14 protein-coding genes and 1 pseudogene are annotated in these 16,907 nt (G+C 37.6%); 5 read left to right on the top strand and 10 right to left on the bottom strand.

Going from position 1 to position 16,907, the window contains the following annotated elements:
* Nucleotides 1–177 precede the first annotated feature (177 nt).
* From KHA94_RS10625 to KHA94_RS10645, 5 genes are all read right to left on the bottom strand, one after another.
* Complete coding sequence (locus KHA94_RS10625) at nt 178–927, bottom strand: (S)-benzoin forming benzil reductase (RefSeq protein WP_213102066.1); 750 nt, start codon at nt 925–927, stop codon at nt 178–180.
* A 340-nt stretch (nt 928–1,267) separates the two neighbouring features.
* On the bottom strand, nt 1,268–2,002 hold the full coding sequence (locus KHA94_RS10630) for an ABC transporter ATP-binding protein (protein ID WP_213102067.1): 735 nt from the start codon (nt 2,000–2,002) through the stop codon (nt 1,268–1,270).
* Nucleotides 1,999–2,697: an ABC transporter permease gene (locus KHA94_RS10635; protein ID WP_213102068.1), complete on the bottom strand. Its 699-nt coding sequence runs from the start codon at nt 2,695–2,697 to the stop codon at nt 1,999–2,001. Before KHA94_RS10635 ends, KHA94_RS10630 begins: the two co-directional genes overlap by 4 nt.
* A 202-nt stretch (nt 2,698–2,899) precedes the next feature.
* Entirely contained in the window at nt 2,900–3,778 is an 879-nt protein-coding gene (locus KHA94_RS10640) for an ABC transporter substrate-binding protein (protein ID WP_213102069.1), read from the bottom strand.
* 1 nt (nt 3,779) lies between these two features.
* On the bottom strand, nt 3,780–4,706 hold the full coding sequence (locus KHA94_RS10645) for a helix-turn-helix transcriptional regulator (protein WP_213102070.1): 927 nt from the start codon (nt 4,704–4,706) through the stop codon (nt 3,780–3,782).
* A gap of 575 nt (nt 4,707–5,281) precedes the next feature.
* Between KHA94_RS10645 and KHA94_RS10650 the strand changes: the two genes are divergently transcribed.
* The 3 genes from KHA94_RS10650 to KHA94_RS10660 all read left to right on the top strand — a co-directional run bounded on the left by KHA94_RS10650 (nt 5,282) and on the right by KHA94_RS10660 (nt 8,437).
* A complete protein-coding gene (locus tag KHA94_RS10650; RefSeq protein ID WP_213102071.1) occupies nt 5,282–6,034 on the top strand; it encodes a FixH family protein in 753 nt (250 codons plus the stop codon).
* A 157-nt stretch (nt 6,035–6,191) separates the two neighbouring features.
* A complete protein-coding gene (locus KHA94_RS10655) occupies nt 6,192–6,953 on the top strand; it encodes a DUF4931 domain-containing protein (protein ID WP_213102072.1) in 762 nt (253 codons plus the stop codon).
* 314 nt (nt 6,954–7,267) lie between these two features.
* Entirely contained in the window at nt 7,268–8,437 is a 1,170-nt protein-coding gene (locus KHA94_RS10660; RefSeq protein WP_213102073.1) for an FtsW/RodA/SpoVE family cell cycle protein, read from the top strand.
* A gap of 120 nt (nt 8,438–8,557) precedes the next feature.
* Here the strand turns inward: KHA94_RS10660 and KHA94_RS10665 are convergent, their stop codons facing one another.
* From KHA94_RS10665 to KHA94_RS10680, 5 genes and pseudogenes are all read right to left on the bottom strand, one after another.
* Entirely contained in the window at nt 8,558–9,628 is a 1,071-nt protein-coding gene (locus KHA94_RS10665; RefSeq protein ID WP_213102074.1) for a Ger(x)C family spore germination protein, read from the bottom strand.
* Entirely contained in the window at nt 9,625–10,713 is a 1,089-nt protein-coding gene (locus KHA94_RS10670) for a GerAB/ArcD/ProY family transporter (RefSeq protein ID WP_213102075.1), read from the bottom strand. The genes KHA94_RS10665 and KHA94_RS10670 overlap by 4 nt, the downstream gene beginning before the upstream one ends.
* 22 nt (nt 10,714–10,735) lie before the next feature.
* Nucleotides 10,736–12,229 (bottom strand): spore germination protein, encoded by a 1,494-nt coding sequence (locus KHA94_RS10675; protein ID WP_213102076.1) that lies wholly within the window; start codon nt 12,227–12,229, stop codon nt 10,736–10,738.
* Between the two features lie 175 nt (nt 12,230–12,404).
* Nucleotides 12,405–12,587: pseudogene (locus tag KHA94_RS25925) on the bottom strand (iron siderophore-binding protein); the annotation flags it as partial.
* A gap of 251 nt (nt 12,588–12,838) precedes the next feature.
* Nucleotides 12,839–12,973: a YuzL family protein gene (locus tag KHA94_RS10680; RefSeq protein ID WP_213102077.1), complete on the bottom strand. Its 135-nt coding sequence runs from the start codon at nt 12,971–12,973 to the stop codon at nt 12,839–12,841.
* 228 nt (nt 12,974–13,201) lie between these two features.
* On the opposite strand from KHA94_RS10680, the gene KHA94_RS10685 reads away from it, so the two are divergent.
* Both KHA94_RS10685 and KHA94_RS10690 read left to right on the top strand, forming a co-directional pair.
* Nucleotides 13,202–15,583: a 3-hydroxyacyl-CoA dehydrogenase/enoyl-CoA hydratase family protein gene (locus tag KHA94_RS10685; protein ID WP_213102285.1), complete on the top strand. Its 2,382-nt coding sequence runs from the start codon at nt 13,202–13,204 to the stop codon at nt 15,581–15,583.
* A gap of 109 nt (nt 15,584–15,692) precedes the next feature.
* Nucleotides 15,693–16,868: an acetyl-CoA C-acetyltransferase gene (locus KHA94_RS10690; RefSeq protein WP_213102078.1), complete on the top strand. Its 1,176-nt coding sequence runs from the start codon at nt 15,693–15,695 to the stop codon at nt 16,866–16,868.
* Nucleotides 16,869–16,907 lie beyond the last annotated feature (39 nt).

Genomic DNA, 16,907 nt, shown 5'->3' on the forward strand with positions numbered 1-16,907 from the left:
TTATTCATTGGTTTGAGAAGAGTGAAAAATAGATGGGATTCATAATAAAAACTATCTATTAAAATGCAAAAAAAATGCCTCCATATGGAGGCTAGAAAAATAAGGGGAATATAAACTTTTTAAGATTAGTATGGACAATTCGTGTGTTAATTATTCACATCAATTGACTAATACTTGTTATTTAATAAGCTCATTTACATGATACACTTTTCCGTTTTCTATTTGCTCTCTCATTAACAGGTCTACTAATGCATTCGCAACAATATTTGCAGGTCTTAGTAGCCCCTTTTCTTTATATTCCTTAAATTTTTCAAGGTCATTAAATGTTTCTTTTGATGAGGAGCGTATTGTTCCTTGCATATCTGTATCCATAATTCCTGGGCTAAAGGCAATAATTTTATGAGATGATCCGATAGTTTCTTGCTCGGCTGCAGCCGTTTTTGTGAACATATTTAGCCCTGCCTTTGTACTGCAGTAGGCACTCCAGCCTTGGTATGGTTTTTCGGCAGCACCTGAGGATACATTCACAATCTTCATTTTGCCTTTGGCTGTATTTAATAGGATATTCGAAATCATAATAGGAGCAATGAGGTTGATATGTACATTTTGGATGAGTGCTTGATGATCAAGATTCCCTGCAGTTGAGATTGGATCAATCACTCCAGCATTATTGATTACATAAACAACCTTAGAATCATATGATTCTAGAGTTGTTAAAACTTTCTTAAATGTAATTTCGATCTCTTCAGGCAGGGTAAGGTTGCAAGAAAAATGTTGATAGAATACTTGATTTTCTGCTGCTAATTCTTTCAGTCCTTCATTCTCTGTTCTTGAAACGGAGATTATCCCAATTTTTTTCATAACCATTCTTTCTGCTATTGAAGCTCCAAGACCTTTTGAGGCGCCAGTAATTATTGCAAAATTCATCCTCATCACTCCTTTTATTTTCTCCTTTAATTAAAACAGAAGATATAAGGTGAATACTAGTTGTATCCCATTTTTTTTAATTTTTCCTTCATCCTTCATGTACTTGTAGTAGGAAAAATAGAAAAACAGCATATAGAATACCTAATGCTGACAGAGTGTAGACAAAGTATAATTAATTACTTTTTCAGACTGATTGAAAACGCTTGTCTTTCGAGGCACGAAGCCTTACGAGGAGCGGAGTTACCATGGATGGGTAATGAGCACCGCAGGAAGGTGAGTAACGAAGAAAGCGAGCGTTTGTCAACAGCCTGACAGCATATAGAATACCTATATGCTGTCATTATTCAAGATTAAGCGTCATTTCGTTTAAAAAGCTAGCCGCTTCATGATGAGGGGTTTGGAGTACTTCCGCGGTAAATCCGAGTTGTATTATTTCCCCTAATTTCAAAATGGCCAGCCTATCAGTCAAGAATTTCACTTCCGAAATATCATGGCTAACAAACACTGTTGTTGTACTTGTTTCTTTCAGTATGGAACTAAAATCTCTGATCAGCCTTACCTTTGTAGGATAATCAAGAGCAGAAAAAGGTTCATCCAAATAGAGTACCTCAGGTTCAAGAATTAACGCTCTTGCAAGATTAACTCTTTGTGCTTCTCCTCCAGATAATTGATGGGCGTTTTTCTTTGCAAGGTGAGAAATGCCGAATTTTTCGAGCCAGTATTCAACCTTCTCTTTAATCATAGCTTTTGGCACCTTACGGATTTTTAATCCTGCAGCAACATTTTGAAAAACAGTTGTGTCAAAAATAAGTGTTTGTTGCAGAACGACTGCCCATTTCCTCCTTTGTTCCAGAGATACATTACCGGCAGGAACTTCTACACCGTTATAGAATATCTTTCCAGAAGTAGGTGCTTGCAGGCATGATAGGATTTTGACAAGTGTGCTTTTTCCTGCTCCATTTGGCCCCATAACCCCAAGGATTTCCCCATGGAAAATCGATAGTTCTGGAACCGAGAGAATGGTACGCTCTTTGCTTGTATACTGAATATGATCTAAGTGGATGAGCGGTTTCATTGTTTTTTATTCCTTTGCTGTAAAATGGTTAAGAAAAAGGTAATTATAAAGGCCAAGCTCATTAGGATGAAAGAGAGGGCTAGTGCCACATCAAAGTTCCCTTTGGATACTTCCATAACGATGGATGTTGTTAAAATCCTCGTTTCCCCACGAATATTTCCACCAACCATCATCGCTGCTCCGACTTCAGCAATCACTCTTCCAAATCCAGCCATTATGGCAGCCATGATAGCAATTCTCGTTTCCCTTAATAGTAATGAAACGGTTTGAAATCGTGTTGCTCCTAATGACTTGATTTGGATGAGCATGTTTTTATCGATTTGTTGAAAAGCACTGCACGTTAGTCCGATAACAATTGGAAGAGATACAAGGACTTGTGCCATAACAATTGCAAATGGACTATATAATAAAGAAAGCGAACCTAAGGGACCGGATCTCCATAAGAGCATCGTAATCCATAAACCGGCTACAACAGGAGGAAGCCCCATTCCAATGTTGACTAAGACAAGCAGCAATCGTCTGCCACGAAATGCAGTAAGTCCTAATATGACTCCGATCGGAATACCGATTAACGTACTGATTAAGATAGCGCTTAATGAAACCTTTAAAGTGAGCCAAGTAATCTCGAATATTTCAGGATCTCCTGAAATCAGCATTTCGATAGCTTCTCTCATTCCTTCAATTAATAAGTCCATGTAAATTCCAGCTTTCATAAGTAAAGGAGCGCTTGCGCTTTTCTTTTTAAAAATAAGTATATCTTTCTCGAGTTAGAGAAATGTCTAGCTCCAGCGCCTACCCCCTCGAGGTCATAAGCCAATCCTCCCAGAAAGGTAAAGAACACCTTTCCGGGAGGCTCGTCTTATGCTTGTCGGGGGTGAGCAAGGCGCTTGCGCTTTTCTATTCTGTATATGGAACGAAAAGTGATTCTCCGAAATCTTCTTTTCCGAATTCTTCAATTACCTTTTGTGTTTTATCAGCAATCATAAATTGTACAAATGCTTCTGCACCTTCACTGTTTACTTTGTCATGCTTTTCATGGTTTACCTGCATAACATGATAAATATTTAATAGATCATCGTCACCTTCAACGAGGATGTCTAAATCGACATTATCTTTTTGGGCTAGATAGGTTGCACGATCAGTTAATACATATCCTTGCTTTTCAGCAGCAATTTGGAGAGTATTCCCCATACCTTGTCCAGTTTCAGCATAGCCTTTATTATCTGCTGGTGTAATCTCAATTGACTTCCAAATTCCAAGTTCTTTTTTATGGGTTCCAGAATCATCTCCTCTTGAAATGAAAACAGCGTCTTTATCGAATAATTGCTTGAATGCTGCTTTTACTTCCATCCCTTTAATGCCTGCTGGATCTGCAGATGGGCCAACAATAATATAATCATTATACATTACACGCTTACGGTTGATTGCATCCCCGCTGTTAACAATTTCCTCTTCGGCATCGGGAGCGTGGACAAGAAGAACGTCAGCTTCACCTTTCACGCCCATTTCCAATGCTTGTCCTGTTCCTACCGCGATTGTTTTTACATTCGTATTTTTTTGTTCTTCTTCAAACATTGGAATTAAAACATCAAGCAATCCGCTATCCTGCGTACTTGTTGTTGTCGTTAAAATTAAATCCTTTACTTCAGCTGTGTTTGTTTCATCAGGCTTTGCTTGATTTTTTTCATTTGTGCCATTTGTTGAATTGGAACAAGCAGACATCATAAATAAGAACACAGCTAGTAAGCTGACTGTAAAAATTTTGTTTAGTTTCATTCTAGTTCCTCCATGCTTTTGTGTTATAAGTGATTAAACCAAACTCATTAACATCATACCCACCGGATTGACCAATGCTCTCTTTAAAATCTGTGAGTTGAATGATATCCATTAATAACTGCAAGGCTTTCTCATTTTGCGGTGTCCATCTAAATACGAGGTCAAATTTTTCCTTCGCAATAGGAATAAAGTTTAAATCAAGCTTGCTTGCAGCAGAGCGAATCCCAACTGCTGCATCCGCTTCACCATTGCTTATATAAGCAGCAGTTGAAAGATGATTCCATTCTTCATTCTCATATCCTCTAATATCTGATGGTGCAATTTTTTCATCAGCTAAAATGGTATCCAAAAGAAAGCGGGTGCCTGAGCCTTTTTGCCGGTTAACGAATCGAACATCCTTACGGGCGAGATCTTTAAAACTATAAATCTCTTTAGGATTTTTTTGGGCTGTAATAATGCCCTGCTCTCTTACAGCAAGCCTTAAAACAGTGATCTTTTCATGAGTAAAGAGCTGCTTAATAATAGGAAGATTGTATTCTTTCGTTGAAGGATCTAGCAAATGAATGGCTGCTACATCGCAATTTCCTCTGTAAAGCATCATTAACCCCTCTAAACTTCCTATAAAAGTAGGCTGAACCGATAAACCGCTAGATTGCCTTGTCATGTATTTAATTAATTGTTCGATTAAAAAATCATGACTTCCAGCAAGACGCAGCTGTTCCTCTTGATAGGGTACACTCATCAGTCGTGAAGAGTCTGTCGGTTTCCTTCCATCTATAAAGCGATCAATCTCACTTTTTTCGATTCTCATTTTATTTCCTACTTTAAAAGCAAGAAGTTCTCCTCGCTTAATAAGTTCATAAACCGTATTCTTAGCTATTTTGAACATTTTTGCGACTTCATCAGGTGTATAGGTCTTCTCCAGCATACGATCACCTTCTTTCCTATCCCTTTCCATAAAATACTAGAAAAAAAGACAGGTATCTGTGACTTTTGTTAAGTTTCATTTAGTTTTGTTGAGTTTTGTATCTAATTGTCACAATTTGTACATATTTTTAAATTAAGGAGTATTTTAAAGCTCATTGTTGATCATGCTATTTTGTTGTTGATTCTCGCTGCAGGCGCGAGCTCCTCGAAAATGCTAACGCATTTCCTTCGTGCTGTGATTATTCTAGAAAGTTAAGTCAATGTCCTGCGGGAGAAGCGAGTCAAAGGGAGACTCCCGGACCGCCCTCTACGCTTTAGTGCCTGCAGCGGAAATCAACAGGGAAATTTAACGCAGTCAGCTAATAAGAAAGTATAAGTTTATTTGCGTACTATAGAGCATGTGACGTTTCAATAGTAACTTTGCTAAAATGATTGTATAAATAAAACTAAGGCATTCGCCAAAGGACGTGGTGAACAAGAAATTTTTCTTATATACGAGAAAATTTCATTTTTTTATCACAATTAACATCTATAGTGTTACTATGAAGACGATTTATATAGAAAGTGGGTATAACCTTGAAAAAGTGGATGACAATTATATTAATGAGTTCTGTATTATTAGCAGGGTGTGGTGATACGGGACAAGGAAAAAATAATGGAGATCAAAATGAGGCCGAAGTGCCGGCTATAATAGAAGCCGTGATTGATATTCCTGAAAAAACAGAAGTTGGTAAGGAAGTAGAATTAGTCGTTACGGTTAAGCAAGGTAAAGAATTAGTTGAAGATGCAAGCGACGTGAAGTTTGAGGTTTGGAAAGAAGGACAAAAGGATTCAAGCGAAAAAATTGAAGCTAAACATACGGAAAAAGGGAAGTATATAGCTCATCACACCTTTTCTGAAGATGGAGTTTTCAATGTTCAATCCCATGTAACTGCAAGGGATATGCATACAATGCCAACTAAAACCATTCAAGTAGGAAATGTGGATGCAAATCAGCATGAACATAATGATCAAGGTGAAGAGCATGGCCATCATCATGGTGACGTATCTATTCATCTACAAAAACCCGAGCAAGTCAAAGCAACTCAGCAAATCCCTTTAGCCGTACATTTACAAAAAGACAATAAACCGCTTACGAAAGCAAATGTTCGACTTGAAATATTCCAAGAGGAGTCCAATCCAGCGTGGGTCGATATGACAGAGAGAGAGAATGGGGAATACACAACTGAGTATCAATTTCCGGAAAGTGGGAATTATACAGTAAGAATTCATGTGGAAAACGATGAAGGACTTCATGAGCATACAGAAGAAGCTGTAACTGTTGAATAGTGACTAATGGCGCATCGATTATGGTGCGCTTTTTCTTTGTAAAAACGAAGGCATTCTTTTGCCGAGTTCCAATTTTTTTCAACATACATTCCTCTCGCCAATTCGATATTAATTCAATAGAATAAGAGTAGACAGAAGAAAAGCAGGAGGATTTATAATGAGTCAAACTCATCTATTTTTTAATACAGGTATTGGACGAAAGAAACCTAATAGTATTAGAGATAAAGAACAAAGCTGTCCTTTTTGTGAAAGGGAGAAGCTAACGGATATTTTAGCGGTAGATGGGTCGATTATATTATTAAAAAATAAATACCCCGTTTTGGAAAATACGTATCAAACGGTATTAATCGAAACCGATGATTGTCATGGGGAGTTATCCATCTATCCAGAAGATCATCTAATAAAGCTGATTCGATTTGGCTTAACTCACTGGCTTGAAATGTCCGAATCCAAGCAATATCAATCGGTTATTTTCTTTAAGAATCATGGTCCATTATCTGGCGGATCGATTGCACACCCCCATATGCAAATAATTGGACTACATGAGATTAATTATGAAGACAAGGTGCAAGCGTCCGATTTTGAAGGGGTAACCATCCATGAAAAAAATGGGACGGTTTTTACCATTTCTACTGCCCCAAGAGTAGGCTTTTATGAGTTTAATGTAAAGCTTGAGGATATCGATGATCTTACGGCATTTTCTAAATACATTCAGACTGCTGCTCATTATATTTTGAATAATTTTCCTTTTTATTGCAATAGCTATAATTTGTTTTTCTATCAGCTGAACGGTGATATATATGCAAAAATTGTTCCGCGTTTCATTACAACGCCATTATTTATTGGGTATTTTATTCCACAAGTACCAAATAATATAGAATGGATGAAGGAAGATATTCGCGAGCACTATTTTGGATAATAGCAATTATCACCAAACACAAATTTGAAGTTGTGAATTGTGTTGATAATTAATATAATGAAGTGTTGATATGTTTCTAATAGACACAAAAAAATAGATTTTGGTGAGTTTGAGAAATATCTAGCTCAAGCGGACTACCCCCGACGTACAGGAAGTATTAGTGTCGTCAATGCGCCAGGACCTTTCCGTGAGGCTCGTCTTGTGCTATGTCTGAGGGTGAGCACAAAGGAATGCTCCTGCGAATGACTATCGCAGGAGCAATTATTCTTTGATTGTTCCAAGGGCGCTTGAGCTTTTCTGTCGAGGAGATTGATATGACTTCTAATAAAACAACAAACCCTCCTAAGTTAGATTATAGTCTGGTATTGATATTATTTTTATTATTTTTAGTAAGCTGTATTTCAATTTATAGTGCACAGACGACAGGGCAATATAGTGAGAATTTCCTTTTAAAACAAATTGTTTGGTACATGGTTGGTACAGGTATTATTGCGGCAGTTATTACGCTGGATTCAGAGCAGTTAAAGAAGATTTCTTGGTATGCATACGGTTTTGGGTTATTCTTGCTTGGTTTCTTAATTGTGGCACCTAGCAGTATTGCTCCTGTTATTAATGGTGCCAAAGCTTGGTTTATTGTCCCAGGGTTGGGGTCGTTACAGCCATCAGAGCTTGTAAAGGTTTTTATTATTCTTGTCCTTGCGAGAGTAATTGATGAGCATCATCATAAGAACCCAATTAAAACAATCCAAACTGATTTATGGCTTCTCATCAAGATTGGCTTTTTTACAGGATTGCCTCTATTGCTTGTGATGCAACAGCCTGACCTTGGTACGGGCCTTGTTTTTATTGCAATCATGCTCGGGATGATTTTTATTTCTGGTATTACATGGAAGATTCTTGCGCCTATATTTGGAACGGGTATAACGCTAATTTCGGGTGTTTTATACTTAGTTCTTGCGAAGCCTGAAATTTTAGAGAAATATTTTGGCGTTAAGGAGTATCAATTCGGGCGTATTTATTCATGGATTGACCCATATAATTACCAGAGCTCTACAGGATTTCAATTAACGAGGTCTCTTCTTGCGATTGGATCGGGAGAAACAAGTGGGAAAGGCTATGGAACAAGGGAAGTGTATTTGCCTGAGAGCCATACAGACTTTATCTTCAGTATTATAGGCGAAGAGTTTGGCTTTATCGGTGCTAGTCTTCTTGTGAGTTTATTCTTCCTTCTTATTTATCATATAACGAAGGTGGGGATGGAAACGAAAAATAACTTCTATACTTATATTTGTGTAGGGGTTATTAGTATGATTACCTTCCACGTCTTCCAAAATATTGGTATGACAATTGGTATACTCCCGATTACAGGAATTCCCTTGCCATTCATTAGCTATGGTGGCAGCTCACTTATGGGGAATATGCTAGCGATTAGCTTAATTTTTTCTATTCGCTATCACCATAAAAAATATATGTTTTCAAATTAATGATTAATTAAGAAAGTTTAGGCGCCTATAGAACAATTAGAGTTCAGATTGTTTCTGCGATTATTATTCGGAGGAGCTTGAGTTAGAGAAAGAGCGGTGGTCATGTGTGACCAGCCGCTCTTATTCAATCACGCCGGTTTCTAAAATTTTGACGTCGGCATTTATTTTAAAAGTTAGATTTTGATAATCTTTTTTCCAATTCTTTTCAAAATCATACCCACGGATACTTTTTCGATGTAAATAGCCAAATCCAATTGGATCGATGTCTAGTTTCTGAAAATGTTTCACCAATTTCATACATTCCACTTCTATTTCTTTTTCAAGTTTTTTGGCAATTTGATCTACAATGGCCTGCGTTAGTTTTATTCCGGTATACTCCCGAATTTCTCCCCTTATTTTAATTTGAATATTCACCTGAGAGCGGTCTTCTTTCGAAAGTCTATACTTATGTTTAGACCTTATGCTTCTTACCGCACTTTTCCTTCCTTTTCCTATATTTACATCAAAACTGCCTTCACCACTATGTCTATCTGCCAATAGCTTAAAAAAGAACATTTTTTCTTTAGGCAGGACATAGGCTTCTCTATCCCCTCTAAAAAGGCTTAATCCGCTTATTTCGACCTGTGTTTTATTTAACCTCCTTAGTTCCGGAAGATAAGGATCCTTTCCTTTTATATAAAAGTCTCTTAAAAAAATGTGTAAATTTGTTACTGGCACATCCTTCTGGTTAATATTATGTTCAATGAGTGTATATAAATAATTTGAAACTCCTTGTGGTCCATAATCACCCTTTAGTATTTCCAGTGCACTCCCATGGGAGGTTGCAAGAAAGTTTCTTGATCCAATGCTCGCATCTCTTTGATAAGTATCTACGAAATCTACAATCCCTTTATCAGCAAGTTTATCTCCAAAAATCGTGATCAGTAGACCTCCAGTAACAAGATCCCCAGAGGTTTGCTTTTGTATATTCAATAATAAATCCCTTCTTAGACTGCCTTCTGTTGTAAAGACTTTATTTATTATAGTTTTATCAGGAAGATAATCTTGAACAAGGATAGTGCCAATAAACTCATCCTTTTTCAATTGGTCAAATGCTGCCGCTGTTTCAATATCAATTTCATCAATAATTTTCTCTTGCACACAGCCTGTCATAATAAGTAGAAAAAGGACCATGAATGGAATTTTTTTCATTTTTCTTTCACCTTCTTTGCAATCATGATGCAAATGTATAATAAAGGAATATAAATAAAGGTAAAGCCAAATCCCATTTTTCCAGTAAAATTATTTAATACGTTAATCTTTTCACGAGTATCAATAAAACTGATAATGATTAACATAAAAAGAGCAATAATAATGACACCATTTCTATGCTTGAGGTGAAAAATTCTTTTTATTAGTCTAGAGGCAACCCAGATTGAGACACAAACATTAGGCAGAATGACTAAATTCCAACTGGCAATTCCGATATACTCAAATCGTTCAACAAATGGCAATTGCACTATTTTCCACATTGTTAATGTCACCCAAATGGACTTTTCAATCTTTAACTCTGAGAAATAAGCAATGGCCAAGATCATTAATCCCGTATATAAGAGTGTAGATGTTAACAATGCAAAATGTGCCCACTTTTTGGATTTTTGCGGTTCTTTAATAAATGGATAAAAAAATAAGATTATTTCAAAGCCGATAAAAGTCAGTGACATTTGGTATGAGCCTAGTATGATGTTTTTTATCGAAGTGTCAAATATTGGCAATAGGTGACTGAAATCTGCATATTTAATGTTATAGCCAAATGTAAGAAACAAGTATGAGGGGATGACAAGCCCGAAAAAGGCAATGCCAACAACAACTCGAAATCCACCATATATAATATAAATACATAGGACCATGAATGCGAATGTGAACCAAAAAGTGCTTACTTCTGGAAACATCCATACTTGGATGACCTCAATATAAGATCGAAGAACAGTTAATGCATAAATGAAGAAATAAACGATAAATAGGGAACTTATAGTTTTCCCTACTAATTTTCCCACTACATATTCATGGGCTGTAACGATATCTCCGTTCACCTCTTCGGCAATTTTATAAATCATCCAAACAATAATATGCAAGAGTGCACCAGCTAATAATACAGAGATCCAAGCATCCTGATATGCGTATTTAGTGACACTTCGCTGATATCCAAGAATGCCAATCCCAATTTGCATAGATGCCACCATATAAAAAACTAAGGAAGGGGATATCTTAAATTCTTCAGGTATTTGCTCCTGCATAAACTATTAGTCACCTCCAATACTACTCATCGATGTCTTTTTTCATATGAGCCTTTTCTTTATTAAAACGGGTACGATTTTTCGTGTGTAAATAATAGGGACGTAAGGACTGATTACTAAAAGGAAGCCTAATAATTGAATCCTTTAAATCTTTAATTCTTGGTGGATAAATAGGCTGAAAATACGGACGTCCAAGTGAAGTAAGACGTAATAAATGTGTGAGTAAGAAACAGGTACAAAATACAATTCCAAGTAAACCCCAGAGTTGTGCAAAAAGCAAAAATGGAAAGCGTAATAAGCGAATTGTATTTGCCATCTTGTAGACCGGTGTTGTAAAGGAAGCAAGAGCAGATAAGGCAATGAAAATTAAAAGAATATTACTCGTCAGCCCCGCTTCTACAGAAGCTGTCCCAATAACAATTCCTCCAACGATACCGATTGTTTGCCCAACCTTCGTCGGCAGCCGTGCACCTGCTTCTCTTAAAAGCTCGATCGTCAGTTCAAGAAATAAAGCTTCAAGTATCGGCGGAAGAGGCACCACTCTTCTGGATGCAATTAAGGTTCCAATCAAGTCTCGTGGAATCAATTCGTAATGATAGGTAAGTACGGCCACATAAAGCGGTGTTATTTGAATTGAGAATATAACAGCGAATACACGGATTAGTCTAAAGAAGGAAGATAATATCCAATTAAGTAAGTAGTCTTCGAACGATCCAAAAAATTCTACTAAAGTTGTTGGCGTGATTAATGCATGAGGAGAACCGTCTACCATTATGACAACCTTTCCTTCAGCCAGAACACTAGAAACCCTATCAGGTCTTTCTGTATCCAGTAACTGTGGAAATGGAGAATTTGAGTTATCACAAATGAGCTGAACAACAAAGGAACTATCCGTAATCGCATCAAACTCGATACTTGTAATTCGCTCCCTCACTGTATTCACATTTTCTTCATCTGTGATTCCATCCATATAAAGAATGGCAATTCGTGTTTTGGACAGGCTTCCCAAAGTATATTCCTCAATGATAAGTTCTTTTACAGGCAGTCTTTTCCTCACGAGATTTATGTTTTGACCGATTGATTCAACAAAGGCTTCTTTTGGTCCAATGACTGAAAATTCTATTTCAGGCGTAGTTAATCCACGAACAATTTCCTTTTGTGCTGCAATGAATCCAAACTGATCTTCATTAGATTTCAGAGTCAGCATTACGTACCCATTAAGTAATTTTTGTTCAATTTGGGAAGGATCATTCGATATTTCCACATCTGCCAATGGCAGGATCTTTTTGATATCACTAATTGTTTGCAGCTCATCTGCTAATAAGTTTGGTAATACACTTTGCTGGATAATCTGTTCATCAACTAATGATGTAACAAAGGTTAGAGAAAAAGGGATATTTGTTTTTTTGTTGATATGAAAGGACTTTTTAAAGTCCTTAGATTTTTCTAATGCTTTCTCCCATTCGCTTTGTTTACGACCATTTTGAGTTTGGTTTTTCTTTATCCACTTTTTCATAAAATCACCATCAAATTTGTCATTATGTTTATTGTTACCGTAAGTGGAAGGTTTATGAATAGAAATTAGGAAAGGAATTGAAGTTTAAATAAAAAGAATCCGTCATTTATGACGGATTCTTTCGTAAAGAGGGATCTGGCTCCAAAAGGGGTAAGGAGCATCGAAATATTGAAATTTATTTTAGGAAAAATTCCTCAATATCATCAAGCAATAATTTTGCAGCAATAACACCGCATGCTGTATTCCAAATAACATCATTTACTTTGTGAACATTTCCTTTTTGAGCAACTTCAAGCTTTTGGAATAATGGAAATAATGGATCCTCTAACCAATCTTTTTCAATTTGGGCTGCTGCTCCAATGCTACACCAGAAAATGTATCATTCTGATAAATACGCACTTTCAAGCTCTGTTCCGACAAACTTCACATCTTTCAGCTTGTCTGCAACTTTAACACAGCCAATAAAAAAGAAAAAAGTAGTTTTTTCATGAAAAAAGCCGCTTTCTATTTAGAGAACGGCTTTAATTAGTTGTTGGATTGATAAGTAACTAATCCTCATCCAAGGAATTATAGATGAGACAGGATTTTGCAAAATACAATTTGTAAATTTTAACTTTTTTTAAATTGATTATTTTGGCTGTTCACTTTCCCGCCACCGTCAGCTTCTACTGTAGGTCCAGCATTGCCCTTAACACTTGCTGCACTTACCCCAGCCTTAGAAGGATCCTGTTTTCTTCTTGCCATTGCATCTTCACCTCCAGTAGTAGATTGCCCATTAATCATATTTTCATTAGAAAGACTGAAGGGTTAATGTTCATTAATTAAAAATTTTCTAATATTTAAGATGAAAAATATTGCGTAAATTTTTGAAATATTTTATAGTTATAGATAACAAGACGAATTCAAGGAATTTTTTTGGTAGAAAAATGAATGAGTATTCATTCAAAGGTGAAAAAGGAGGAAATAAAATTGATCCAACAAATTAAAAAAGCGGCCGTTCTTGGTTCTGGTGTAATGGGCTCAGGTATCGCCGCTCACTTAGCGAATATTGGAATTCCTACTTTGTTGTTAGATATTGTACCTCGGGAATTAACGGATGAAGAAAAAGCAAAAGGATTAACTATTGACGATAAGGCAGTTCGCAACCGCATTAGTGAAGCGGGCAGACAAAAGCTGTTAAAGCAAAAGCCTGCTCCCCTTACTTCTAAAAAGAATCTTGCCTTAATTGAAGCTGGGAATTTTGATGATGATATGGAACGGCTTAAGGAAGTTGATTGGGTGATTGAGGTTGTCGTAGAGAATCTCAATATTAAAAAACAGGTTTTTGAAAAAGTAGATCAATACCGCAAGCAAGGAAGCATCGTAAGCTCAAACACTTCCGGTATTTCTGTAAAAGCGATGGCAGAAGGACGGTCTGAAGATTTCCAAAAACATTTTCTTGGAACACACTTTTTTAACCCGCCTCGCTATTTAAAGCTTTTAGAAGTGATACCAACAAAAAATACAGATGCTGAAGTTTTATCTTTTATGAAGCAATTTGGTGAGGATGTTTTAGGAAAAGGGGTTGTTGAAGCGAAGGATACCCCAAACTTTATTGCAAATCGAATTGGAACTTACGGCTTATTAGTGACAGTTCAGGAAATGCAAAAAGGCGGTTATAGTGTCGGTGAAGTCGATTCAGTCACTGGTCCACTAATCGGCAGGCCGAAAAGCGCTACATTTAGAACATTAGATGTTGTCGGTCTTGATACATTTGTTCATGTTGCCAATAACGTATATGAGCTAGTAGATGGGAAAGAAAGAGAAGCCTTTGAGGTACCCGCATTCATTAAAGAAATGCTTAATAAGAGCTGGCTTGGCAGCAAATCTGGTCAAGGTTTCTTTTTGAAAAAAGGGAAAGAAATCCTCGAGCTTGACCCACAAACATTAGAATACGGACCACGTAAAAAGCTTAGCACCGCTGCGACAGAATTAAGCAAACAAGAGAAGGGTACCGCAAACAAAATGAAAGCGCTTGTTTATGCAGATGACCGTGCTGGTAAGCTTCTTTGGAATATTTTAAGCCCGGTGCTCATATATTCAGCTGAATTGCTCGGGACAATTGCAGATGATGTAGCGGCTATTGATAAGGCTATGAAATGGGGTTTCGGCTGGGAGTTGGGTCCATTTGAAACATGGGATGCGATTGGTGTAGAAAAATCCGTGAAGAAAATGGAAGAGTCAGGAGGAGAAATTCCTTCCTGGATACATGAAATGCTCGAAAAAGGCTTTACATCCTTCTATAAAGAAGAGGAAGGAAATCTATATTTCTATCATAACGGCGAGTACAAACTAGTAGAAGAAAACCCAAAAGTTATCAATTTAAAAAGACTAAAACAACAAAAAGGCGTTATTAAAAAGAATAGTGGTGCTAGCTTAGTAGATCTTGGCGATGGGGTTGCCCTGCTTGAATTCCATTCAAAGAGCAATGCAATTGGTCTAGATATCATTCAAATGATTAACTTTTCAATCGATGAAGTAGAAAAGAATTTTAATGGATTAGTGATTGGCAACCAAGGCAAGAACTTTAGTGTTGGTGCAAACCTTGCCATGATTTTGATGGAAGCTCAGGACGACAATATATATGAACTTGATATGGTTGTACGTCATTTCCAACAGGCAATGATGAAAATTAAATATAGTTCAAAGCCAGTTGTTTCAACACCGTTTGGAATGACTTTAGGTGGAGGAACAGAGGTTTGTCTCCCATCCGCACATATCCAAGCTTCTAGTGAAACCTATATGGGACTTGTTGAAGTTGGAGTAGGTCTCATCCCTGGGGGAGGCGGAAACAAGGAGCTTTATATTAAGCATCTTGAAAGTATGCCAAAAGGAGTAGAATTCGACCTTCAGAAAGTAGCAAATAAAGTATTTGAATCAATTGCCATGGCGAAGGTTTCTACGTCAGGAGAAGAAGCTAGGGATAACAATTTCTTGAACTTTGCGGACGGCATCAGTGTCAATGGTGATCATCTTCTATATGATGCAAAACAAGCTGTTCTAACTCTACATGAAAAAGGCTACAAGCCACCTATCCGTAAAAAGGTTCCAGTTACAGGGGAAACAGGATACGCAACCTTGCTCTTAGGAGCTAAGGCTATGATGTACTCTGGCTATATCTCTGAACATGATATGAAAATAGCGAAAAAATTAGCTTATGTAATTGCTGGCGGAAAAGTCCCTTTTGGAACAGAGGTTGATGAGCAATACCTGCTGGAATTAGAGAGAGAGGCATTTTTGAGTTTGCTTGCAGAGCCTAAAACGCTTCAACGGATGCAGCATATGCTCGTTAAAGGAAAGCCATTACGCAATTAATAGATTGCTAGATTAACGAAATTCGCAAAAACTAAGCACTCGCCGTAAGAACTTGGCGAACACCAAGTTTTTCCTTAAAAATTAATCACATGGAAAGAGAGGGAACAAAATGAGAGAAGCGGTTATCGTTGCAGGTGCCCGTACCCCGGTTGGAAAGGCAAAGAAAGGAACATTAGCTCATGTAAGACCGGATGACCTAGGTGCCCTTGTAGTTCAAGAAACATTAAAACGAGCAGGAAATTATGAAGGAAATATAGATGACTTAATTATTGGATGTGCCATGCCGGAAGCAGAGCAGGGCTTAAACATGGCTCGTAATATTGGTGCGCTTGCTGGTCTTCCATATACAGTACCAGCCATCACTATTAATCGATACTGCTCTTCAGGCTTACAGTCAATCGCTTATGCTGCCGAAAAAATTATGATTGGCCACGCTGATACGATTATTGCCGGTGGAGCAGAGTCCATGAGCCTTGTTCCAATGATGGGGCATATCGTCAGACCAAATGCGAAGTTGGCTGAAGCAGCCCCTGAGTATTATATGGGGATGGGCCATACGGCAGAGGAGGTTGCTAAAAAATACGGCATCTCCCGCGAAGATCAGGATGCATTTGCTGTTCGCAGCCATCAAAAAGCAGCAAAAGCGATCCTTGAAGGTGAATTTGTGGATGAGATCGTTCCTGTTGATGTTACTTTAAGATCCGTTGGGAAAGACAATAAGTTAATCGAAAAGACAATCAAGTTCAGCCAAGACGAAGGTGTTCGTGCGGATTCAACAGTTGAAACTTTAGCAAAGCTTCGTCCAGCATTTTCGGTAACGGGAACAGTAACAGCAGGAAACTCATCCCAGACAAGTGATGGAGCTGCTGCCGTCATGGTTATGGACCGTGAAAAAGCTGAATCAGCAGGACTCAAGCCAATGGCCAAATTCAGATCATTTGCTGTCGGCGGGGTCCCTCCTGAAATTATGGGGATTGGACCGATTGTAGCCATCCCGAAAGCGCTGAAGCTTGCAGGACTTGAACTTTCAGATATTGGATTAATTGAGCTGAATGAAGCCTTTGCATCTCAATCCATTCAAATTATTCGTGAGCTTGGACTAGATGAAGAGAAAGTAAATGTGAATGGCGGAGCTATTGCATTAGGACATCCACTTGGCTGTACAGGTGCTAAACTAACACTTTCTCTTATCCATGAAATGAAGCGCCGCAACCAGCAATTTGGTGTTGTAACGATGTGTATTGGCGGCGGAATGGGTGCAGCTGGAGTATTTGAATTACTTTAATCGCAGATTAACGGGCAGTAAGACCCCCACTTCAAGGAT

This window comes from Cytobacillus citreus (assembly GCF_018343665.1).
GTDB lineage: Bacteria > Bacillota > Bacilli > Bacillales > Cytobacillaceae > Cytobacillus > Cytobacillus citreus.